The 22,403-nt window shown below is 62.9% G+C and carries 19 protein-coding genes, 1 tRNA gene and 1 pseudogene; 11 read left to right on the top strand and 10 right to left on the bottom strand.

Annotation, left to right across the window (positions count from 1 at the left end; all coding sequences use genetic code 11):
• From ACFC3J_RS15775 to ACFC3J_RS15795, 5 genes and pseudogenes are all read right to left on the bottom strand, one after another.
• Positions 1-348: pseudogene (locus ACFC3J_RS15775) on the bottom strand (acetyl-CoA carboxylase carboxyl transferase subunit beta); the annotation flags it as partial.
• Positions 345-1,175, bottom strand: a complete 831-nt coding sequence (trpA, locus tag ACFC3J_RS15780) for a tryptophan synthase subunit alpha (protein ID WP_375197074.1) — start codon at positions 1,173-1,175, stop codon at positions 345-347. The gene trpA and the pseudogene ACFC3J_RS15775, both read right to left, overlap by 4 nt.
• Positions 1,172-2,425, bottom strand: a complete 1,254-nt coding sequence (gene trpB / locus ACFC3J_RS15785) for a tryptophan synthase subunit beta (protein ID WP_375197075.1) — start codon at positions 2,423-2,425, stop codon at positions 1,172-1,174. Before trpB ends, trpA begins: the two co-directional genes overlap by 4 nt.
• Before the next feature lie 79 nt (positions 2,426-2,504).
• Positions 2,505-3,158 (bottom strand): phosphoribosylanthranilate isomerase, encoded by a 654-nt coding sequence (locus tag ACFC3J_RS15790; RefSeq protein ID WP_375197076.1) that lies wholly within the window; start codon positions 3,156-3,158, stop codon positions 2,505-2,507.
• Between the two features lie 9 nt (positions 3,159-3,167).
• Positions 3,168-4,022 (bottom strand): lysophospholipid acyltransferase family protein, encoded by an 855-nt coding sequence (locus tag ACFC3J_RS15795; protein ID WP_375197090.1) that lies wholly within the window; start codon positions 4,020-4,022, stop codon positions 3,168-3,170.
• Between the two features lie 55 nt (positions 4,023-4,077).
• Between ACFC3J_RS15795 and ACFC3J_RS15800 the strand changes: the two genes are divergently transcribed.
• Positions 4,078-5,187, top strand: a complete 1,110-nt coding sequence (locus ACFC3J_RS15800) for a glycosyltransferase (RefSeq protein ID WP_375197091.1) — start codon at positions 4,078-4,080, stop codon at positions 5,185-5,187.
• Between the two features lie 20 nt (positions 5,188-5,207).
• Positions 5,208-5,744: a hypothetical protein gene (locus ACFC3J_RS15805; RefSeq protein WP_375197077.1), complete on the top strand. Its 537-nt coding sequence runs from the start codon at positions 5,208-5,210 to the stop codon at positions 5,742-5,744.
• Positions 5,745-5,874: 130 nt separating this feature from the next.
• Here ACFC3J_RS15805 and ACFC3J_RS15810 read toward each other — a convergent pair whose 3' ends face one another.
• Together ACFC3J_RS15810 and gyrA are read right to left on the bottom strand one after the other, a co-directional pair.
• Positions 5,875-6,222 (bottom strand): DUF952 domain-containing protein, encoded by a 348-nt coding sequence (locus ACFC3J_RS15810; RefSeq protein WP_375197078.1) that lies wholly within the window; start codon positions 6,220-6,222, stop codon positions 5,875-5,877.
• Positions 6,219-8,948: a DNA gyrase subunit A gene (gene gyrA / locus ACFC3J_RS15815; protein WP_375197079.1), complete on the bottom strand. Its 2,730-nt coding sequence runs from the start codon at positions 8,946-8,948 to the stop codon at positions 6,219-6,221. Before gyrA ends, ACFC3J_RS15810 begins: the two co-directional genes overlap by 4 nt.
• A 258-nt stretch (positions 8,949-9,206) precedes the next feature.
• Between gyrA and ACFC3J_RS15820 the strand changes: the two genes are divergently transcribed.
• A complete protein-coding gene (locus ACFC3J_RS15820; protein ID WP_375197080.1) occupies positions 9,207-10,487 on the top strand; it encodes a hypothetical protein in 1,281 nt (426 codons plus the stop codon).
• Positions 10,488-10,593: 106 nt separating this feature from the next.
• The gene (locus tag ACFC3J_RS15825; RefSeq protein ID WP_375197081.1) at positions 10,594-11,868 is read left to right on the top strand and encodes a hypothetical protein; all 1,275 of its coding nucleotides are present in this window, start codon (positions 10,594-10,596) and stop codon (positions 11,866-11,868) included.
• An 87-nt stretch (positions 11,869-11,955) separates the two neighbouring features.
• On the opposite strand, the gene ACFC3J_RS15830 is transcribed toward ACFC3J_RS15825, so the two are convergent.
• On the bottom strand, positions 11,956-12,429 hold the full coding sequence (locus ACFC3J_RS15830; protein ID WP_007689069.1) for an Lrp/AsnC family transcriptional regulator: 474 nt from the start codon (positions 12,427-12,429) through the stop codon (positions 11,956-11,958).
• A 204-nt stretch (positions 12,430-12,633) separates the two neighbouring features.
• On the opposite strand from ACFC3J_RS15830, the gene ACFC3J_RS15835 reads away from it, so the two are divergent.
• The 3 genes from ACFC3J_RS15835 to ACFC3J_RS15845 all read left to right on the top strand — a co-directional run bounded on the left by ACFC3J_RS15835 (position 12,634) and on the right by ACFC3J_RS15845 (position 15,652).
• A complete protein-coding gene (locus ACFC3J_RS15835) occupies positions 12,634-14,346 on the top strand; it encodes a sensor histidine kinase (protein WP_375197082.1) in 1,713 nt (570 codons plus the stop codon).
• Between the two features lie 120 nt (positions 14,347-14,466).
• Complete coding sequence (locus tag ACFC3J_RS15840) at positions 14,467-15,504, top strand: polysaccharide deacetylase family protein (RefSeq protein ID WP_375197083.1); 1,038 nt, start codon at positions 14,467-14,469, stop codon at positions 15,502-15,504.
• Positions 15,505-15,576: 72 nt separating this feature from the next.
• A tRNA-Ile gene (locus tag ACFC3J_RS15845) sits at positions 15,577-15,652 on the top strand.
• 385 nt (positions 15,653-16,037) lie between these two features.
• Here ACFC3J_RS15845 and ACFC3J_RS15850 read toward each other — a convergent pair.
• The gene (locus ACFC3J_RS15850) at positions 16,038-16,919 is read right to left on the bottom strand and encodes a sigma-70 family RNA polymerase sigma factor (RefSeq protein ID WP_375197084.1); all 882 of its coding nucleotides are present in this window, start codon (positions 16,917-16,919) and stop codon (positions 16,038-16,040) included.
• A 162-nt stretch (positions 16,920-17,081) separates the two neighbouring features.
• Between ACFC3J_RS15850 and ACFC3J_RS15855 the strand changes: the two genes are divergently transcribed.
• From ACFC3J_RS15855 to ACFC3J_RS15865, 3 genes are all read left to right on the top strand, one after another.
• A complete protein-coding gene (locus ACFC3J_RS15855; RefSeq protein ID WP_375197085.1) occupies positions 17,082-17,537 on the top strand; it encodes a carboxymuconolactone decarboxylase family protein in 456 nt (151 codons plus the stop codon).
• A gap of 18 nt (positions 17,538-17,555) precedes the next feature.
• Complete coding sequence (locus ACFC3J_RS15860) at positions 17,556-17,960, top strand: YybH family protein (protein WP_375197086.1); 405 nt, start codon at positions 17,556-17,558, stop codon at positions 17,958-17,960.
• Between the two features lie 576 nt (positions 17,961-18,536).
• A complete protein-coding gene (locus tag ACFC3J_RS15865; RefSeq protein ID WP_375197087.1) occupies positions 18,537-19,817 on the top strand; it encodes a sensor histidine kinase in 1,281 nt (426 codons plus the stop codon).
• Between the two features lie 386 nt (positions 19,818-20,203).
• Here the strand turns inward: ACFC3J_RS15865 and ACFC3J_RS15870 are convergent, their stop codons facing one another.
• Positions 20,204-21,943 carry an FAD-dependent oxidoreductase gene (locus ACFC3J_RS15870; protein ID WP_375197088.1) on the bottom strand — a complete coding sequence of 580 codons (1,740 nt, stop codon included), beginning with the start codon at positions 21,941-21,943 and terminating at the stop codon, positions 20,204-20,206.
• 280 nt (positions 21,944-22,223) lie between these two features.
• On the opposite strand from ACFC3J_RS15870, the gene ACFC3J_RS15875 reads away from it, so the two are divergent.
• A partial coding sequence (locus ACFC3J_RS15875; RefSeq protein ID WP_375197089.1) for a hypothetical protein occupies positions 22,224-22,403 on the top strand: 180 nt, incomplete at its 3' end.

Genomic DNA, 22,403 nt, shown 5'->3' on the forward strand with positions numbered 1-22,403 from the left:
AATGCGGCCAAAGGCGTTCTGATAGGCGTCGCGGTCGCCGGTCTGCGCGCGCGCCGCCTTGATGCGGTCGACATATTTCTTGGTATAGCGGAACTTGAGCGGGTCTTCGGGCGCGGCGGGCGCGGCGATCAGCTCGTGCAGCCCGCCGTCGAACAGCTGCGCGAAGCGTTCCTTGGCACCGATGCGGCCATGATGGTCGCAGCGCGGGCAGACCGACAGATTGTCTTCCCATTCCTTGATGAAGATCATCTCGGCGCAGGACGGGCATTTGTGCCAGAGAGTCTCGACCGTGGTTTCCTTCTTCGCAATGAAAGGAATGGCTTTGCGGACGCGGTTGATCCAGCTCATGCTGCGGTCTCCCGGAAATGAGGGCTGTTGGCGTTGAGGGCGCCGCGGAGAGCCGCGACGAAATCCTTGACGAAGGGCGCGGCGGCGTCCCCGTGTGACCCGATGATGTCGACGATGGCGGACCCCACGACCACGCCGTCGGCGACGCGGCCGATGGCGGCAGCCTGTTCGGCGGAGCGCACGCCGAAGCCCACTGCAATTGGCAGGTCGGTGGCGGCCTTGAGCCTGGCGACGGCCTGCTCGACAGCGGCCTGAGCGGCCTGCTGCTTGCCGGTGATGCCGGCGACGGCGACATGATAGAGGAAGCCGCTGGCGCCGTTCAGCACGGCGGGCAGGCGGGCCGCGTCGGTGGTGGGCGTGGCGAGGCGGATCAGGTGGACGCCCGCCGCGCGCAGGGCCGGGCCGATTTCGGCATCTTCCTCCGGCGGCACGTCGACGCAGATGACGCCGTCGACTCCCGCGGCCTTGCACTGGTCGGCAAACCATTCGGAACCGCGCACCAGCATCGGATTGGCATAGCCCATCAGGACCAGCGGCGTGTCCGGGTGGCGCTCACGGAATTTCGTCGCGAGGGCGAAGATGTCCTTCGTTTTTGTGCCGGAACCCAGGCTGCGCAGGTTGGCCAGTTCAATCGCCGGGCCGTCGGCCATCGGGTCGGTGAAGGGCATGCCCAGCTCGATGATGTCCGCGCCGCCGTCGACCAGTGCGTCGAGAATGGCGGGCGTATCGGCAACGGTCGGGTCGCCCGCCGTCACGAAGGTAACGAGGGCGGCGCGGCCCGCGTTCTTGCAGCCGGCGAAGCGGGCGGAAAGGCGGTCACTTGTCATATTTCTACACCCAGGGCGCTGGCGACGGTGAAGATGTCCTTGTCGCCACGGCCGGAAAGATTGACGATCAGTATCTGGTCCGCGTCGAGCGTCGGCGCGACCTTTTCCGCGCTGGCGACCGCATGGGCGGATTCGAGCGCCGGGATGATGCCTTCGAGCGCGGAGAGCTTCTGGAAGCTGGCCAGCGCTTCGTCGTCGGTGATCGGCATATATTGGACGCGGCCGATTTCGTGCAGCCAGCTATGTTCAGGGCCGATGCCGGGATAGTCGAGACCCGCCGAGATGCTGTGCGCCTCGGTAATCTGGCCGTCCTCGTCCTGAAGCAGATAGGTGCGGTTGCCGTGCAGCACCCCCGATTTGCCGCCCGCAAGGGAGGCGGCGTGCTTGCCAGCCAAACCTTCGCCCGCGGCTTCGACGCCGATCATCTTGACGTCAGCATCGTCGAGGAAGGGGTGGAACAGACCGATGGCGTTGGAGCCGCCGCCGACCGGGGCGATCAGCATGTCGGGCAGGCGGCCTTCCAGCTCCAATATCTGCTCGCGCGCTTCCCGGCCGATGATCGACTGGAAGTCGCGGACCAGTTCCGGATAGGGGTGCGGGCCAGCGGCGGTGCCGATGATGTAGAATGTGTCGTCGACGTTCGACACCCAGTGGCGCAGGGCGTCGTTCATCGCGTCTTTCAGCGTCTGCGACCCGGAGACGACGGGAATGACCTCCGCGCCGAGCAGTTTCATGCGGAAGACGTTGGGCTTTTGCCGCTCGACATCCTTGGCGCCCATGAAGATCTTGCATTCCATGCCGAACAGCGCGGCGACGGTCGCGGTGGCGACGCCGTGCTGGCCCGCGCCGGTTTCGGCGATGACCTTCTTCTTGCCCATGCGACGGGCGAGCAGCGCCTGGCCGATGCAATTGTTGATCTTGTGCGCGCCGGTGTGGTTCAGTTCCTCGCGCTTGAGGTAGATTTTCGCGCCTTTACCTTCGGGGGCGTCGGCGCGCAGCGCTTCGGTCAGGCGCTCGGCATAATAAAGCGGGTTGGGACGGCCGACATAGGAGCGCAGCAATTCGGCGAATTCGGCGTCGAAAGCCGGGTCCTGCCTGGCTTCCTTATAGACCTTCTCCAGCTCCAGAATGAGCGGCATCAGCGTTTCGGCGACATAGCGGCCGCCAAAGGCGCCGAAATGGCCGGAAGCATCGGGCTGCGAGCGCAGGCTGTTGGGAAGGGTGACAGGCGGCATGATGGTGTCGGTCATCGGATCAATCTCGTCAGGCTGTTTGGGTCACTTCGCGGGTTTCGAAGCGATCAACGCCATCGTGTGCTGGTTAGCTGCCTCATGAGGACGCCGCATTGCAGAAGGCCATGATCTTGTCCACACTCTTGATGCCCGGTGCGCTTTCGACGCCGGAAGAAACGTCGACCAGCGGGGCGCCGGTGATGTGGATGGCTTGCGCCACATTGTCGATGCCAAGGCCGCCGGACAGGCCCCATGGCATGGATATGGGAACGCCGCGCAGCAGCGTCCAGTCGAAGCGCAGGCCCATGCCGCCGGGAAGTGCCGCGCCTTCCGGGGTCTTGGCGTCGAAGAGAAGGAAGTCGGCGGCACTGTTATAGGCTTTGGCGGCTGCTATGTCGGCGCGCGTCTTGACGGAGATGGCTTTCCAGACCGGCAGGCCGAAGCGCGCCCGGATGGCCGCGGCGCGTTCGGGGCTTTCCTTGCCGTGGAGCTGGAGCGCGGTGAGGGCGCTGGTGGCGGTGAGTTGGGAGAGGATATCGTCGGTCGGGTCGACCAGCACCGCGACGCGCCCGATATGGGCGGGCACCGGCGCGGCGAGGGCGCGCAACTGGTCCGCTTCGACATGGCGCGGGCTTTTGGGGAAATGAACGAAGCCCAGATGCGTCGCCTCCGCGCGCATGGCGGCGCCGACCGTATCGGGCGTCGAAAGGCCGCAAATCTTGATGGCGAGTCGGGTCGTCGATGGGAGCATGGGCGCGCTTTAGGCGGTTGGCGCGCTGAGGTCCATGTCGTGCAGCGCCAGCCACTGGTCGGCATGGTCGAGGCAGGCTTTGCCGAGGAACGCGTCGACCTGATCCATGATCTGGTCATCGGTCAGCAAGGCCGGGTCCAGCGGGGGGTGCCAGTGAACGCGGAAGTGCGGGCCGTTGGTGCGGATCATGTAAAAGGGCAGGAATGTTGCGCCGACCTTTCGGGCGAGACGGAGCGCAACGGAGAAATTTCCGGAAGGCTCCAGATCGCGGCCGAAACGCGGGAACCAGACCTGCCGGTCGCGGCGCTCGTCCAGCAGGATATAGAGCGTAGCGCGGTCCCTGGTCGTGAGATGCTTGAGGATGCCGCGGGCAGCGCCGTCGCCGGTGATCGCCTCGCCCATATAGCTGGAACGGGCGCGCTTGAGTTGCGCGGCCTGCTCCGGGTTTTCGGGCGGGGCATAGACGCCGAGGCCGGGTCGGTCGGTCGACGCCTTGATATGGGCGGCGAGCAGGTCCCAATTGCCCAGATGCACCGCCAGCGCGATCATCGGTCCGGGGCCGTCGAGGACTTTCTGGTAGCCCGCAGCGTCCTCAACCGTAACATGGCCGTTGTCGATCAGACGGTCGATATTGGTCAGTTCGGCCATGGTGCGGCCAAGGTTGAACCAGCGGCGGGTGAGCATCGCCTCTCGGGTGGCCTCGTCCAGATCGGGGCGGAGCAAAGCGAGATTGGCGCGCGCGCGCTGGTCACGCAATTTCATGGTCTTGCGCGCCACGTTCACCGAAAGCCAGCCGCCCAGCCATGAGGCGATGGACGCGGGAAGGATGCGGAGAAGGGTGAAGAGAAAGGGGTTGGAGAGCATCGCGCCTGCCGTCATACAGCAGCGGACGGGGCGGTAAAGGGCTTGGGAATTGGCGATGATCTGGATGTGGCTGGTTCTTCAGGCGCTGACGCTGCTGGGGGTGCTCAATTATTGGCGGCATTTGCCCGTTGATCGGCAGGAAGCGGCGCCGGAGGGCGCCGTCGTGCTGCTGTCGGTGCGCGACGACTGGGACGGCGGGGCGGCGCTGATTGCGCGGTTGAAGGCGCAGACGGCGCACTTTCGGTTGGTGATTGCGACCTCGGGTGAATGTGCGGCGGCGGAGGCTTTGGCGGCGCGTGAGGGGGGCTGGGTTCAGATCGTTCGCGCCGGGGTGGCGAGCGATGAAGGGCAGAAGGTTCACAAATTGCGGGCGGCGCTGCGGGCCTTGCGGGAAGGGGACCGCTATCTGCTGTTCATCGACGCGGATATCGAGCCTCCCGCTCGGCTGGTTGGGCGGCTGCTCTTTCCTCTGATGCGGGGAAAGGCCGATATCGTGACCGGATATCGGCTGCTGCTGCCGGAAGCGGATTGGCGGGCGGCGCTGGTGGGGGCGGTGGAGATGCAGCTTGCCACCCTGCCGCGTGCCGCAAGCGCGACCATGCCGTGGGGCGGGGCGATGGCTTTGAGCCGGGAGACGGCGGAACGGCTGGATCTGGACGCTGCGCTGGCGGGGCGTTTGTCCGATGATATGGCGATTGGGCTGGCCGGATGGCGGGCGAAGCTGCGGTTGCGGCCGGTGCGGGATTTGCTGGTGGCCTCGCCGCTGGAAGGGCGCGGGGCGCTAGGCTTTGGCGTGCGGCAGTATCGGCATATCCTGACCAACAGCGCGGGGATGTGGCTGATTGCTTGCGTGGTGGTGGGGTGTCAGGCGCTGGGCTGGGTCTGGGCGCTTGGTTGGGGCGGATGGAGTGCTGTGGTCGTGGGCTATGCCGCGGCTGCCGGGCGGGCGCTTGTGCGGCGGCGGATCATAGCGGGTATATTGGAGCCGGGGCAGGTGCGGGCGGTGCGACGGTCGCTCTGGTGGGATGTGCTGGCGCCCTTTGCGGTGTGCTGGACGCATATGGGGATGCAGTTGGCGGCGGCTGGATCGCGGCGGATCAGCTGGGGCGGGTTTGATTATTGGGTGAAGGGTGGGAAGGTCGTGCGGATGGAGAGAAAGAAATAGCTGTCCTTATTCGGCTTTGGATGTCGCAGTCGATCTTTCAGGTTTATCAATTACGGGATTTTGATGGGGGAGACATAGTGAAAGCAGAACAGTTATTGTCAGTTGGTCTTGCTATGTGCTTGCTTGCACTTTCTACACCGGCGGTGTCTCAAGGAGGATTCGGAGCGCTTTTTAAGATGCCGCCCCCGGGACAGGCCGATGGTCGATATTTGTCAGGCAACCAGATTCGAACTTATGTTGCTGCGAACATGCATGAGAGTTTTGATATGCCCTCTGCTGTCTTGGAAAAGGCCGCGCTTATGGCGCAAGCTAAACAATTTCCCATATTTGCTGTCATTAAGAGTCGCTGCTCGACGTTGTTGTTCAACGGTACTCCAATGGCAAAGAGCTGTTATTTGATTGCCCAAATGCTGAATGAACATGAGGTTGCCAAATCAAAAAAGGGGGAGCCAGTCAAATATGTTACCGTCAGTGAGGTCATCGCTACCCGAGCTAATAGATTGCGGGAGCGTGCAGGTATCGCAGATACGTTCGCTGAACCGTCGTTAACGAACTAATTCGACTTTCTGTTACTTTTACTTTTTCCCCGACGTTTCACTCGTCGCATATGGGAGAAAGGGATTTCCTTCTAAGTGGGAAGGGCGAATATGGGCGTTTCCCGACTTACTCCGAAAAAACGAACGGTGGTCAGAAGCCCGCCGGAAACAGATGTTTGCCCCGCTCGTCCAGGCGCAGGACCACCTTACCCGCCACCGCGCTCAGCGGCAGGTCGCCGTAGAGGTGCGGGAAGAGCGCTCCACCCCGTGATACTTCCCACTTCACCGCCTCGCCGAAGGGGGCAAGGTCGACCATCACCATCACCAGATTATCCTGTCCCGCGAAATGCCTGGCGGCGGTTTTGGCGGCCTGCTCGCGGGTGGACATGTGGATATAGCCATCCTGAAGATCGACGGGCGCGCCCTTGAACACGCCGTCGGCCTTCAGCTGGTCATACTGATCTTTCGTCAGAATCTTGTAGGCGAAGAGATCGGTCACTCTTCGGTCAGGTCCGGATCGGTCTCGGGGCTGACGTCCGGGCCGGTTTCGAGGCCTGCCGGGGTGCTCACCTCGGTTTCTTCGTCGCTTTCCTCGATCTTCGCGGCGCTGACGACATGTTCATTGTCCGACACGTTGAAGAGGCGCACGCCTGCCGAGCTGCGGCCGATGACGCGCAGGGAGTCGAGACCCATGCGGATCAGCTTGGCCTGATCGGTGACGAGCATCAGCTGATCCGCCTGGCTGGCGGGGAAGCTGGCGACGACCGGGCCGTTGCGGCCGATATTGTCGATGTTCGTGATGCCCTGTCCGCCGCGTCCGGTGCGGCGATATTCATAGGCCGAGGACAATTTGCCGTAACCGTTCGAACAGACGGTGAGGATGAACTGTTCGCGCTGGCGCATGAGCGCGAACATGTCCTGATCCTGCATTTCGCCTTCCTTCTCCGGTTTCCACGGAGCGAAGCGCAGATATTCCTCGCGCTGTTCCTGATCGGCGCCGGAGCGGTGAAGGATGGAGAGCGAGATCACCTCGTCATCGCCCTTGAGCGTCATACCGCGCACGCCGGTCGAAGTGCGGCTCTGGAACTCGCGCACATCGGTCGCCTGGAAACGGATCGCCTTGCCCTGACGGGTGGCGAGGAGGACGTCATCCTCTTCGGTGAGCAGCGCGACGCCGATCAGGCGGTCGGTACTCTCATCGTCGAAGCGCATGGCGATCTTGCCGTTCGACGGGATGTTGGCGAAGGCGTCCATGCTGTTGCGGCGGACCGTGCCGTTCGCGGTCGCGAACATGACGTGCAGGTCCTTCCAGCTTTCCTCATCTTCCGGCAGCGGCAGGACGGTCTGGATCGTTTCGCCGGGGCCGAGCGGCAGCAGGTTCACCATCGGGCGGCCGCGCGTCGCCGGGCCGCCTTCGGGCAGGCGCCAGACCTTCATGCGATAGACTTTGCCGGCCGTCGAGAAGAACAGGACCGGCGTGTGGGTCGACGTCACGAACAGTTCGGTGACGGCGTCCTCATCCTTGGTCGCCATGCCGGAGCGGCCCTTGCCGCCGCGAGCCTGCGCCCGGAAGCTCTCCAGCGGGGTGCGCTTGATATAGCCCTGCACGGTGACGGTGACGACCATCTCCTCGCGCTCGATCAGGTCCTCGTCCTCGATGCCGTCGGCAGCTGCGGTGATTTCCGAAAGGCGCGGGGTGGCGAAGTCGCGTTCGATGGCCTCGAACTCTTCGCGCATCACGGCGTAGAGCTTCTGCCGGTCGCCGAGGATGGCGAGATATTCGGCGATGGCGGCGGCGAGTTCCGCCAGCTCGTTGCCGATCTCGTCGCGGCCCAGCGCGGTCAGGCGGTGCAGGCGCAGATCGAGGATGGCGCGGACCTGAATGTCCGACAGGCGGTAGGTATCGCCCGACGCCTCGGTCTCGATCGCTTCGACCAGCTTGAGGTAAGGCGCGATCTCCGCCACCGGCCAGTCGCGGGCGAGCAGGGTTTCGCGAGCCTCCGCCGGGCTGGCCGATCCGCGGATGATGCGGACGACTTCATCAAGGTTCGTGACCGCGATGACGAGGCCCAGCAAAATATGCGCGCGGTCGCGGGCCTTGTTGAGTTCATATTTCGTGCGGCGGGTGATGACCTCTTCGCGGAAGCGGACGAAGGCCTCGATAATGTCGCGGATATTGAGCAGTTCCGGGCGGCCGCCGCGAATGGCGAGCATGTTGGCCGGGAAGCTCGACTGGGCGGGGGTGTTGCGCCAGAGCTGGTTCAGCACGACTTCGGGTGTGGCGTCGCGCTTCAGGTCCATGACGATGCGCACGCCTTCGCGGTTCGATTCGTCGCGAATGTCGCTGATGCCCTCGATCCGCTTGTCCTTGGCGGCTTCGGCGATCTTTTCGACAAGGCCGTTCTTGCCGACCTGATAGGGGATGGCGGTCAGCACGATCGAGCGGCGGTCGCCGCGCCCCTCCTCAATCACATGGCGCGAACGCATCATGATCGAGCCGCGACCGGTATGATAGGCGCTGCGGGCACCCGACTGGCCAAGGATCAGCGGTGCGGTCGGGAAGTCGGGACCGGGAACGATCTGGATCAGTTCGTCGATGGTGATGCCGGTGTTGTCGATATAGGCGAGGCAGGCGCGGATCACTTCGCCGAGGTTGTGCGGCGGGATGTTGGTCGCCATGCCGACCGCTATGCCGCCCGCGCCGTTGACCAGCAGGTTGGGGAAGCGGGCAGGCAGGACCTGCGGCTCGCTTTCCGAGGCGTCGTAGTTGGGCTGGAAGTCGACGGTGTCCTTGTCCAGATCGTCCAGCAGCGCATTGGTAACCTTGGCAAGGCGCGCTTCGGTGTACCGCATGGCGGCCGGCGGATCGGGGTCCATCGAACCGAAATTCCCCTGACCGTCGATCAGCGGGACGCGCATCGACCAGTCCTGCGTCATGCGCGCCAATGCGTCATAGATCGCGCTATCGCCATGAGGGTGATATTTACCGATCACATCGCCGACGATGCGCGCCGACTTGCGATAGGGCTTGTTGTAGGTGAAGCCCGATTCATGGGCGGAGAAGAGAATGCGGCGATGCACCGGCTTCAGCCCGTCGCGCACGTCCGGCAGGGCGCGTGCGACGATGACCGACATGGCATAGTCGAGATAGCTCGCCTTCATCTCCTCGACGATGGAGATGGGGCTGATGTCCGAAGGGTCGGCGAGGGCAGTCTCGTCGGTCAATGCGATTCTCTTTTTGGATGGATGACTTGTGTTGCTGCACCACTAGCCGAGCGAAACAATATTGTCACCCCTCGCGCGCACGCGCACGCGCGCGAAAGGCCAAGCTGTATGAAGCGCAGGTTGGCCAGAGGAGCCGAACGCCGCAAAGGGGCTGACAGGCGGTTAACTGGTGCATATAGGCTGTTCAAACGTTATTCACGCGTCGACCCCTAATCGGCGTAAAACGAGGCCGCCTGTCCCCCGGGCGCAGAGGAGAAGATGAACATGCGTTTTGTTACCCCCGTGGCGCTCGCGCTGACCCTTGCGCTCGCCGGTGGCGCCGTTTCGGTTCCCGCCTTTGCGGCGAAGAAGGAAGAGAAGAAGGGCAACGCGCCCAAGCTGAACGTCTCGCCCGACGTGATCAAGGCGCTTCAGGCGGCGCAAAAGGCTTCCGAGGCGCAGGACTGGGCGGCTGCGAAGGCGGCGCTGGCGGATGCAGACAGCAAGGCCCAGTCAAACGACGATAAATATCAGATCGGCGCGATCAAGCTGAACGCCTCTATCGCGAGCAAGGATTCCGCGATGCAGAGCGAGGCGCTGACGCAGATGCTCGACAGCGGGCTGACCCCGCCGGAGCAGGCGGGTCAGTTCAACGCGGTGGCCGCCGACCAGGCGTTGCAGGCGAAGAATTACGATCTCGCAATCACCCGCGCCAAGGCCGCCGGGCAGGCCGGGTACAAGCCGGAAGCGGTCAACGTCACGCTGGCGCAGGCCTATTTCGGCAAGGCGGGCACGGCCAACGGGTCGGTCGAACCGCAGCGCAGCCTGAACCAGCAGGGTCTGGCCGCGCTCAAGGCGGCCGCCGACGCCACCAAGGCGGCGGGCGGACAGGTGCCCGCGCAATGGTATCAGATCGGCGTCAGCCGCGCCGCCAACGCCAAGCTGCCGGAAGTCACCGAATGGGCGACCATGGCCTATTCCGCGGCGCCGAGCGGCGAAAATCTGCGCACGCTGATCCGTCTGTTCCAGCAGGCCAATCCGAACATCACCAACCGCGAGAATCTCGACGTTCTGCGTTTGATGGCGGTGTCGGGCGGTCTGGTCGTGGCGCAGGACTATCTGGAATATGCGGAAATGGCGTCGAAGACCGGCATCTATGGCGAAGTGAAGACCGCCATCGATTCCGGCCGCAGCAAGGGCGTGCTGAACGCCAGCCAGGGCGGCGATCTCTATCAGACCGCCGTGCCCAAGATTGCGGGCGACAAGGGTTCGCTGGGTTCGGCTGAGGCTGATGCCAAGAAGGCGGCCAATGGCAAGATTGCGGCGGCGACGGCTGACGCTTATCTGGGCTATGGCGATTACGCCAAGGCGGTGGCAATGTTCGAACTCGCCAAGCAGAAGGGCGGCGTCGACGCGGATGAGATCAATACCCGCATGGGCATTGCCAAGGCGCTTGGCGGCGACAATGCTTCGGCCAAGGCGGCTTTTCAGTCTGTGCAGGCGGGGTCGCGCAAGAAGATCGCCGATCTCTGGCTGGCCTATCTCGCCACCAAGGCCTGATTCAGCGGTTGAAGGCGCGCTGCTTTTTCTAGAGCAGCGTGCCCTTTTCCATTTTCGGACGTGACGACTGGGCTGGCGATGCCGGCCGACAAGGGGGATGGCTGACATGGCCGGCTTGCGACATTCATTTTGTAGATTGGGACTGTTGGCCGGAGCGGCCATGTTGGCGTCCACACCGGCGTTGGCGAAGAAGCCCGTTGCAGCCGGACCCGTTATCGAAATGTCCGACAGCTTCCGGGCTGCGACGCAGGCGGCGGACAGCGCGATCAAGGCGCGCGATGTCGCGACCGCCCAGTCGCAGATTGCCGGGTTGATGCCGGTCAGCGATTTCGAAAATTATGTGGCGGCCGGGCTGCGGTTCGAACTGGCGGTGCTCAAGATCGATCGGCAGGCGCAGCGCGTGGCCCTGAACGACATGTTCAAGACGTCGGCTGTACCGAAGACCGACATGCCGCGGTTGCGTTATGTGGCGGGTTATCTTTCCTTCATCGTCGGCAATTATGACGATGCGACGGCGCAGCTCGATTATGCCAGGACATTGGGCTACGACCCGATCGACGCGACCATGCTGCGCGCCGATATCGCGTTGCGCCGGAACAAGGCCAAGGACGCGCGCGGTTTCGTGCAGGAGGCGCTGGCACGGCAACGGGCGGCGGGGCAGCCGATCCCGGCGGCGTGGTACGACCGCGCGATCTCCATGGCCTATTCCGCCGGGGATTGGTCCGAAGTGGGTGCGCTCTATCGCGAGCGGTTGAGCCATTATGATTCGGCAGGGGAATGGCGGACGGCGCTGGCCAACTATCTCGCTGCGCCGGGCATGGATGCGCAGGTCCAGCTCGATCTTTATCGTTTGCAGGCGGCTAATGGCGCCATGGCGAGCGAACGCGATTATCAGGCCTATGCGCAGCTTGCGGACAAGACAGGCTACAGCGCGGAAACCAAGGCGATTATCGAGGCGGGGCGTTCGGCGGGCAAGCTGACCCTGACGCAGGCAGTGACGGCTGGCTTGATGAAAAGCGTGACGCCCAAGGCGGCGAAGGAAATTGCCGGACTGCCCGCCGCGGCGAAGAAAGCGGCGGCGGCAAAGGACGGGTCCGCCGCGATGACGGTGGGCGACACCTATTTTTCGCTAGGACAATATCCGCAGGCTGTTGAGCAGTATCGACTGGCGCTGTCCAAGGGCGGGGTCGACACGGGCAAGGGCAATGCGCGTCTGGGCGTGGCGCTCGCACGGTCGGGCGATCTGGCTGGCGCCAAGGCTGCGCTCAGTCAGGTGACGGGCGGCAATTGGGCCAATGTCGCGGGGTTCTGGTCTGTCTGGGTGGACCAGCAGAGCCGGAAGACGGCGTTCAAGCCTGTCGTGGTGCCGCCGACAAGTTAAGAGAAGCTGGCGGGGTTTGGTCAACAACCGTAAACTCCCCTCCCGTGGCGGGAGGGGAGAATGACCATTTTCCAATTCGGGTGCCAATCAGACCGGCAACGGCACGCCCGGCAAGTTTTTCGATGTACGGATCGTGAGCGATGTCTTGACGCTTACAACGTTGGGCGCGGGAGTCAGTTTTGACGTCAGAAACTGCTGAAAGCTCTGCAAATCCTTCGCCACCACCTTCAGGATGAAGTCGATTTCGCCGTTCAGCATATAGCATTCCCTGACTTCGGGCAGGGTCGCGATATGATCCTCGAACGCCTTGAGGTCCGCTTCGGCCTGGCTTTTCAGGCTGACCATGGCGAACACCGTGATGGTGTAACCCAGCATCGAGGGGTTCACCACCGCATGGTAGGAACTGATCGCGCCGCTTTCCTCCAGTGCGCGAACTCGGCGCAGACAGGGGGGGGCCGTCAGTCCGACCTTGCGGGCCAACTCCACATTGGTCATCCTGCCGTCATCCTGCAATTCGCCCAGGATCTGGAGGTCGATGTCGTCAATATTGGGGCCGGCCATTATTCCGCTTATTTCCTGTCCTGTTAACGGGTCGTTACCATAATAATATTTCAGGACAATGCAATTGTCCCACTATGCAACGTTCGCATAAGAACCCATTTGCACCTCTTCCCCTTTGTGCTGGGAAGCATTATCCCTGTGTAACGAACCCTTCGGCGATTGGTTTTTTTGGCGCTGCGTCGGAGGCCAGAATGGGGAATTTGGGTGCGCTTCAACGATCTCATGCAGACGGTTCTGGCCGCCGACAATCGGAGCGGCCTTGGCGCCGTGACGCTGTGGCGGCAATGCGTGGATCTGCTGGCGCAAAATGATCGCCATGACCGGGTCATGATGTCCGACACCGAACGCACGGCATTGCTGGACCGCATGGCCGCGTTGCGTCCGAAACTGTCGGAAACGCAACGAATCGCGACCGTGGTGGAGTTGGGCGGGCGGTTGCGCTCGCCTGTGCTGGTCGAGTTTTTCGCGAGCGACAGGCCGGCCATCGCCGCAGCGGCCATGGCCCGTGCCAGGCTGCCTGATGAGGCGTGGGTGGCCATGCTGCCGCGCCTGACGCCGACGGCGCGCGGCGTCCTGCGATCGCGGAGGGATCTGGGTACAGCGACGGCACAGGGGCTGGAGGCTTTCGGCGCGGCCGATCTGGTGCTCACCACCGACCGCGAAGATGCCTTTGTCGAGGATATGGTGCTGACCGAGGCGATGGTCGCGCCGGTCGAGCCTGCGGTCGAAGATAAGCCGCAGGCCGCTCCAGAGGAAGAGGCGGCGGAGGACCAGAGCCAAATTCGCAATCTGGTCGACCGGATCGCCCGCTTCACCAGCGCGCGGCGGACGGGCGAGCCGGTCGAAGCGCCTGTGCGCGAGGCGGCGGCGGGACCACGCGCCTTTGCCTTTGAGACGGATGCGGCCGGAACTATCGTCTGGATCGATCAGGGACCACGAGCGGCACTGATCGGCCTGACGCTCAGCGAAACGGCGCTGGAGGGCGGCAGCGGGCCGGACGGACATGTCGCCGGCGCCTTCATGCGGCGCAGTGGTTTTCAGAATGGCCGGTATACGGTCGCGGGTGGGACGATGGCGGGCGAATGGCGCCTGTCGGCTACCCCCTTTTTCGATCCCCGGTCCGGGCGCTTTCAGGGCTATCGCGGTCAGGCCCGGCGTCCTTATCTGCATGAGGTTGCGGCTGAACCACGCGCGGAGCCGGTATCGATTGCGGGGCTTTCCGCCGATTCGATCCGGCAGCTGGTGCATGAACTGCGGACCCCGCTGAACGCCATTCTGGGCTTTGCCGAAATCATCGAACAGGAATTGTTCGGACCTGCCGGCGTCGAATATCGCGACATGGCGGGCAAGATCGCGATCGATGCCCGGCATCTGCTGACGGCGTTCGACGATCTCGATCTGGCGGCGCGGGTTTCACGGGGAGAGGGAAACCAGCCGCCCCGAGCCGTCGATCCGGCTTTGCTGGTCACGCAGGTTTCGGCGCGCTTTCGTGAACAGGACAACGGGGCGGAGATCGACATCGCCATGGCTCTTGGCCTGCCGATGGTGCGTATCGATCCGGTGCAGGGAGAGCGCATGATCCAGCACCTGCTGCGCACGCTGATTTCGGTGTCGCCCGCGGGCGAGGCGCTGACCGGCGCCTGCTGGTATCAGCCTGACGGAGCGGAGGGCCGGGTCGTGCTGGCCCTCGACCGCCCCTCGACCCTGGCCGGGATGGAGGAAGAGCGTCTGCTCGACCCCGGCTATATGCCTGACGGCAATTGGGCGGACGGCCCCCTGTTGGGCCTTGGCTTCTCCCTGCGGCTGATCCGCAGCCTTGCTGCGGGATGCGGTGGGGCGCTGGAGATCGAGCCGGGGCGGTTCCTGCTTGCTGTTCCGGCTATCGCGGAGACGGAGGACGCCGTCGGCAGCGCCTGAGTTCAGGGCTGAAACCCTATCTCAACCATATGCCGTTAGCGGTCAGATTCTGACATCGCAGACCCATTCCAATCGCGAGGGGGATGCAAATGTCAGAATCAATCCACTAGGAATGGCGCGATGACTGACCTTTCCCATGACGGCGCCCTGCTGCGCGTGCCTGCGGCAGAGGATATGATTACGCTCGATCCGGCGTTCGGAACGCGATTCATGCTGTTCGTCGATACCGAGGAGGAGTTCGACTGGAACGCGCCCTTCAGCCGAACCGGACATGGCGTGACAGCCTTGAAGGGCATGCAACGTGGGCAAGCCTGGTTTGCGGCGGCGGGAGTGAAGCCGGTCTATGTGACCGACTATCCTGTTGTCGACAGCGATGCAGCAGCAGACATGCTGGGGTGCTGGCTGGCCGATGACGCAGCCGATATCGGCGCGCATCTTCATCCCTGGGTCAATCCCCCGCATGTTGAGGATGTGAATGCAGCGAACAGCTATGTCGGTTTCCTGCCTGAAGCAGTGGAGCGGGCAAAGCTGGAATTGTTATGCAACCGGATTTCGGAGCGGTTCGGACGGCAGCCTATCGCGTACCGGGCAGGGCGTTATGGCGTGGGACCCAATAGCGCGCGCTTGTTGGAAGAGGCGGGCTTCCGTCTCGATAGTTCGGTGCGCAGCCGGTTTGATTACAGCGCGCAGCATGGGCCGGATTTTCGGGGTCTGCCCCAGCAACCCTATTGGGCGGGGCCGGGCCGATCTCTGGTCGAGATGCCGCTGTCGACGGCCTTTGTCGGGCTTTTGCGAAACGGCGGAGAGCGGCTTTATCACGCGACTCAGTGGGCGGCGCCCGTGGCTGGCCTATTAGCGCGGGCACGGATATTGAGCCGCGTGCCGCTGACGCCGGAGGGAATTTCCGCGCGAGAGGCGATCCACGCCATCGACGCGCTGATCGAGGAAGGTGTGCGGGTACTGAATTTCAGCTTCCACTCTCCCACTTTGGAGCCGGGCCATACGCCCTACGTGCGAAATGAAGCAGATCGGACGGCTTTCTACCATTGGTGGGATGTGGTGCTGGACCATCTGGCGCGGCGCAATGTGCTGCCCGCGACGTTGGATCAATTGCTCGGCGCGGTTCCATTGCGCGGACGGGCTTGCCAAGCCGCCTGATGCTGCCTATCCGGGCGGAGACGCGGTGCGTTGCGATTTTTCGGTGACATTCGGAATGTCGCTTCAAGGGTGGGGCCTGTAGCTCAATGGTTAGAGCTGGCCGCTCATAACGGCTAGGTTGCGGGTTCGAGTCCTGCCGGGCCCACCATTTACTCCTGCGACCCCTAATCCATTCTGTAAAAATCCATTGAAAACAATGGGATCGCTGCATCAGGTCTGGGCCGACCTGCTTTCCTGCGGACGCTCTTCGCCGCAGGAGCCGTTCTCCCGGATGACGAGCCTAAGGGAGATGCAGAGGAATGAAGGCGCCGGTCGCTCCTCGTTTCGGCGGCGGGGATGCTGATCATCGACAAACTGGGCTGCGTGACGCTCTCCCCTGCGGGAGCCGCCTGTTGTTCGAGGCTTTCTCCCAGCGCGACTATTTTGGACTCGCCCTCGCTTCAGAGCATCAGGCATTGGCGCACGAACGTCCAAATATGGTCGAAGATGCAAGATCAGGGCTAACCATTCGCCATTGCGTTCGGGTATTTTCTTCAGCCATGGAGATGCGCGGTTTTGTCAGGGTTCTTGACGATATAGATCGCGGCAATCCTGCCATCACGAATATCGAGCGCGGTCGTTTGCAAAAGGCCATTTGCATCTGCGCTGATATAGCCTGGCAGGCCGTCAATTATCACGGTACGCAACAGGGTCGGGGCGGGGACATTCTTCCGGCGAAGCCCGGAGAACAGCCGCAGCGCGCGCTCGATCCCGCGTACAACATTTCGAAAAGCGAGCGCCTTGCCGCCGCCGTCCGCGTGGATTTCCACATCGTGCGAGAGCAGCGCTGAAAGTTGCTCGGTGTCGCCGTCGTGCGCGGCGGCGAAAAACGCCCGTGTCATCCGTTCCGCCTCGGCAGCATCGACGGCGAAACGCGGTTTCGCTACTTGCACATGCTTGCGGGCACGCGATGCGAGTTGTCGAACGGCAGCAGGTTCGCGCCCAAGCGTGACCGCCACCTCGGACAAGGCTACGTCAAATACATCGTGAAGGAGGAAGGCAGCTCGTTCCAGCGGAGATAGCCGCTCCATCGCCAGCATCAGCGTCACGGTAATGTCGTTGGCGATCATCTCATCGGGGCCGACCGACCCGATCAATGGATCGGGCAGCCACGGGCCGACATAGGCCTCACGTTGCGCACGCGCCGATTTTTGCCGGTCAAGGCACAGGCGGGTTACGATCCGGGTGAGATAAGTGGTGGGGAAATCAATTTCACCCTCGGCCCGCTCCCAACGCAGCCATGCATCCTGCACAATGTCCTCGGCATCGCTGAGCGAACCGAGCATCCGGTAGGCGATGTGCAGCAAGCGAGCGCGCTGCGCCTGAAATTCCGCGATGCGCTGATCCACAGCATCCTCGCTAACGCCAGCTGACACTGATGTCTCCCTATAGCCACGCGCATAAACGAGTCAGCGTGTCCAAATGTGACATTGACCCGGTCGCAAGCGAAAAATTTTCTGGCCATGTCACACTTGCCCGCTTTGCCTCGTCAAGTCTGCGAGCGTCGCTGAACGGCGCCTGAGGCAAAGGAAATAATCATGAACGAGAATGAACGGCTTGTCTGGCACGAGGTAGCGCCACAGGGCGCCAAGGCACTGTTCGGCATCCACCACTATGTCACCACGGGCACGAACTTGCCTGAGGAACTGGTCCATCTTGTCTTCCTGCGTGTCTCGCAAATCAATGGCTGCGCCCATTGCATCGACCTGCATACGCGGGACCTGCTGAAGACCATGTCAATCGAGAAGGTTGCCCATCTGCCTGTCTGGGCGGAAGTGCCGCATCTTTTCCCGGATCAGTATCGTGCTGCGCTTGCCTGGGCCGAAGAGGTGACGCTGGTCAGCGAAACGCATGCCTCGGACGAAGTCTATGCTGTTGCCGCCGCTGCGTTCGAGCCAAAGGATCTGGTCGATCTCACCATCGCGATTGCCGCGATGAATGCATTCAATCGCCTTGGCGCACCGTTCCGGCTGCCCGTTAAGGCGAAGGCCTAACTTTCAAGGATATCGTCCATGACTGCAAAGCCCGAACTTTCCCGTACGCCGGAGGGGATCGTCCCTTCATTGCTCCAGCATTTCAACTCGATGGACGTCGACATCATGTGCGGATTCTATGAGCCCGACGCCATCCTGGTCAGTGCGAATGGGGAGCCGCAGCGCGGCATACCTGCCATTCGCGCTGAGTTGTTGAAATATTACAGCGTGCAGTTGCCAATGGTAATCATTGCACGGCACGTGTTCGTCGCCGACACAATCGCATCTCTCGTCCTCGACTGGAACATTGTTGGCAAAACGCCGGGCGGCGACCATTTCCATATGGTTGCGACGTCGAACGACATCGCCCGACGCGGGGCGGACGGATATTGGCGGTACATAATCGATAACCCCTTCGGCACGCAGGTTCGCAGCCTCGCCTAGCCTATGCAGGCGTATTGGAAGGGCCGCTATCCTAGCGGCCCTTCCAGGCAGACCTCTTCACAGCCGGCTTGGAGCGGGGCATGTCTAGGGCACAAACTCATCGCGGCGCGCATTTTGGCCCGATATGTTCGCCATTTTGGGGCCTTGAACGCGCTATTTATGAGTTTGCGCCCTAATGCCGGACCGACCGTAGGCAGGGAGCGAAAATTGGGGGCGCAGCGGGTCGTCTAATCGCCCCTCTGTCAAGCCCAAGCCATCCTTCGTCCATGAGCGGTCCAAATTCTGCTGCGGGTACGCGAGTATTGACGGAACGATCGGAAAAGGCTTCCGTTCGTTACTCAAGACGGGTGTGGAAACCATTACCCGTTCGGGGATTGTCTCGTTCCCGACCTACAATAGGATTGCAGTCGCGGAGCACCATCCGGACTCCGGGCTCGGCGCATCGTTCGCCGGGTCGAACTGCAGCCGAACCTTGGGATGGCTGCATTGTGGGGATCGCGCGTAGCGGGATCGATCAGGCGGATAAACGCGCCGATGGCGTCGTTATGCACCGCCCGCAGATCGGGGAGTCGAGGGATGAGTAGCCTTTTGCCGGAGGCGGAAGCTGCCGCGAACGCCCTGGCGGACGTCTTTGAGCCTGATCTGGACAATGCGGGAATAAACCTGACCTTCTCCCGTCTTTTGAAGCACATGCCGATCGCGCTGTGGGTGGTGGATTCTCGCAGCCCCGCAGATGCATTCGAGAAGCTGAAAGCAGATGGGGTGGAGGACATCGAAGCCTATCTCCTACAGAATCCCGAACTTGTGGAATTCGCTTGTGACACGGTGATGGTCACTCGCGCGAATAACGCGGCGCTGCGGATGATTGGACAGCCCGATAGCTACTACCCCCGGTCTGTCCGCCATATCTTCGAAGCGACGCCGCAGGCTGCCGTGCGGGTCATGGTGGCGCATTTCAATGGCCAGCGGACGCATGTGGAGGAGCTGCGGATAAACGGTGCCAACGGCCGCGTGGTAGACGTGCTTTTCCTCGTGACATATCCGCGGCCGCCGGAGCGACTGGATGTCACTTTCATCATCATGCTCGAGATCACCGAAAGACTGGCTGCCGAGTCTCAGCTCCGCCAACTGCAGGCGGACCTTGCCCATGCGTCACGGGTGTCGACGCTCGGAGAGATGGCAACTTCGATCGCGCATGAGATCAGGCAGCCGCTCGGTGCGATCGTCCTGAATGGGCACACCAGTATCCGGTGGCTCGACAAGGAAGAACCCAATCTTTCGAAGGTGCGGCAGCTGGTCGAAAGGATGATCGACAACGCCACTCAGGCTACCGAGATTATCGATCGGATCCGGGCGATGGCTTCGAAGCGTGTTCCCATCCGTGCGTCGCTCTCGCTTAACGACATCGTGGATGTGGCGCTCCGCTTCATCCATCATGAGAGCATTGAGAGGCGGGTCGCCATCCGGGTAAACCTCCAGCCGAACCTGGCAATGGTGCATGGCGACCGGATCCAACTGCAGCAGGTGGTGGTGAACCTCCTTGTCAACGCGATGCACGCTATCGACCATCGCCAGGCGCCAGGCCCTCGGCAGATCTTCGTGACAACGGAGACGGCTGCGAACGGATGCGTTTGCCTCATCGTTGCCGATACGGGACCGGGCATATCCGAGGAACATCTAGACAGTCTCTTCGACGGTTTTTTCTCGACGAAGGAAGACGGGATGGGGATGGGGCTGACCATCTGCAACAGCATTGTGCGCGCCCATGATGGCGAGATCGTCGCGGAGAATGGGCCGGAAGGCGGCGCCGTGTTCACCTGCCGCCTGCCGCCGGTGGCGGACGAGGCTATCGAGTAGAGAAGCGGGCGCTGATTGCTGACCGGCGAGATGCTACCCACCCCTCCGAAAAACGCCGTGTGGAGAGCCGCGGCCAGGTCCGCGTCGACACCGGTATGCTAAGCATCCCGTCGGCTACGTCCGACGAGGCGTGCGTGCGGATACGGTCGCAGTCGGATGATGTGACGAACACGACTTGAACGTTGGAGTCGACCGCCCTGACGCGCTTCTGGAGTCCGATCCGCGAATGTCGGGCATCCACAAGGAACGCCGTCGCGTTCCCGAAGCCTTCGCAATGGAAGTCGTGAAGCTTGAGCAGGAGGCTGATTGCCTTCCGCATCGGGGCAAGTCGACGCGCGGATCGGCGGTGGCGTGCAGCGTCGGCTTGCCCGCTGCGGAGAGGTTGCCTATCCAGCGGGCGTCGATGTCGTGGAGACGGGGGTGGCATGTGGTACATGCCGGATAGATTTTGTCGGTTCTGTGACTTTGATCCGCTCCGCGCGGCCCGCGTCAAACTTGATCAGGCTGTTCTGGATATCGGGTGACCGACCGTGGACTTCCGCGATATGGTCCGCGGTGCGCAGCGTTAGAGCGGCGATCGTGAGCGTGGGATTGGCCCAGCCTGATGTGGGAAAGGTGGAGGAGCCGACCACATACAGATTAGCCACGCCGTGCAGTCTGCCGTTTCCGTCCACGACGCCCGTCCTGGGAGAGTGTGACATCCGGGTGGTCCCGATGTGATGGTATCCGCCGATAGGGTGCGCCGACACGCGATCGTCGGTGTGCCACTCGACATCGTCGTCGCCCAGCCAGGGGGCGGCCGTCACTTCACCCAGGCCGAGCCGCCTGAGTTCCCTTCCGACGGTGTCGATCAGGACGGCAACGCTGCGCTTGTCGATCTCGGATAGGCGCCAGTCGAGCCTGACGCGCGGGACGCCCAAGGCGTCGGTCTTGCGGTCGAGCCTGATCCGGCTGTCCGGGTTGGGCGCCTGTTCGGCTCGGACCGAAAGCGCCAGCTCGAGCTTGCCTAGCTTGTGCATGAGCCAGGGACGGAGCGGGTCTGATATGCGCTGCACCCCGGTCGCCGCCGCTTTCGTCTTCAGCCAGAGCTCGCGATTGCGGCGGTTGGGCGACAGCCGGTGTTTGGCATGACTGTAGGCGCGCATGCCAAGGAACTGTCGATCGCGTTCGGGTTGGCGCGCTGCGATCGTCAGCGAAGAGTTCAGGATCTTATGTTGTGCCTGGACCCGTTCGCTAGCGGTGATGAGCGCTGCAACCTCCTGTCCCTCCAACTTATGCCGCTTGCCGAACAGGCGAAGCAGTGACCATGAACTGTCGGATGCGACGCTCCCTCCGCGGGTGTGAGGGTGCTCCATGAAGAAGCGTCCGACGAGGCTCTGATCATTGCCCAGGCCCTCGTCGCTGACGGAGCGGGAGGCAAGCAGGATACGTGCGTTCTCTATCCCGCCCGTGGCCAGGATGACCGCTTTCGGGCGGACCATCAGCTGCCGTCCGGTGAGCGACTTCGCGACCACGCAGTCGATCGACCGGCCGTGCGAATGCGGGCGGATTTCCGTGACTGTCGCGTGGGTGACCACGGTGCAGCGGGGATGGTCGATGACGTCCCTGCAGTTTCGCATCGCGAACCGGTCCTGGCGCGGGTCGAATGACCAGATGGGGATTTGGAGCATGTTGGGGTCGAACTGGGGGACGGGCAGTCCGATCTCGGCGAGGTCGCTGCTGATCGGCTCCCATGGTAATAGGTCGAGCATCACCCGCGCCTGCTCGTAGTAGCGCTCCAGCTCACTCCACTGGATGGGCCACCCGGAATGCGGAACCCATGGTCGTGTCTGCAGATCGATAGGCGAGAGTTCCGCGCATCTGCGACCCCAGATCGCGGTCGTCCCGCCGAAGAAGCGCAGCCGTGCGTCGCGCAGTGGATAATATTCTCGTCCCTCGCACGCCCCGTCGTTGAGATCGGCGCTGGTCTCCTCGTGGTCGGCGCCACCGCTCTCGAGCAGGGTGACGTCGCATCCGGCCGCCAGCAGCCGGCGTGCGGCGGTGATGCCGGCGAGACCGGCTCCTATCACGCACATCTCGGCATGATGGACGGTGAGGGCACTGCTGGCAGTGGCGAGGTCGAGCATGTGTCTCTCCTGCGGATGGGCGCTTGGGCATCCGTGGAGGAGAACAGGTGCGTCCCGCCGCCGAAATCACGTCATTGGCGAGAACGCGCCATACGGAAGGTGATGAAGGTTGACCGACAGGTCGTGGTGCTGGATGCGCCCAGCGAGGTTCCTGCCCGGAGGGGCTGGACCTGGCAGCATTGCCTCGGCCTTGGCCGCCGACGGCATGAAGCGAGGTTGACCTGCATATATGGTGCTGGTGTGGGTTCGAAGGGCGGCATCCTCCGCAATCGTGCCGCCGGTGGGCCGCACCGACGGCAGCTCGCAGGACGTCCAGATACTGGTGGATCGTCGCGAACTGGCCCCATCCCGACTACCGGCCGGCGCTCGCCGACTAATTCCAGCGGGCCATGAAGGGCTCCTGTGGATTGCCGTCCCGGTCGCTCCCGTCCGAGGATACTGGGACGATGAAGCGATCGAC

It is taken from the genome of Sphingobium sp. (assembly GCF_041987595.1).
Taxonomy (GTDB): domain Bacteria; phylum Pseudomonadota; class Alphaproteobacteria; order Sphingomonadales; family Sphingomonadaceae; genus Sphingobium.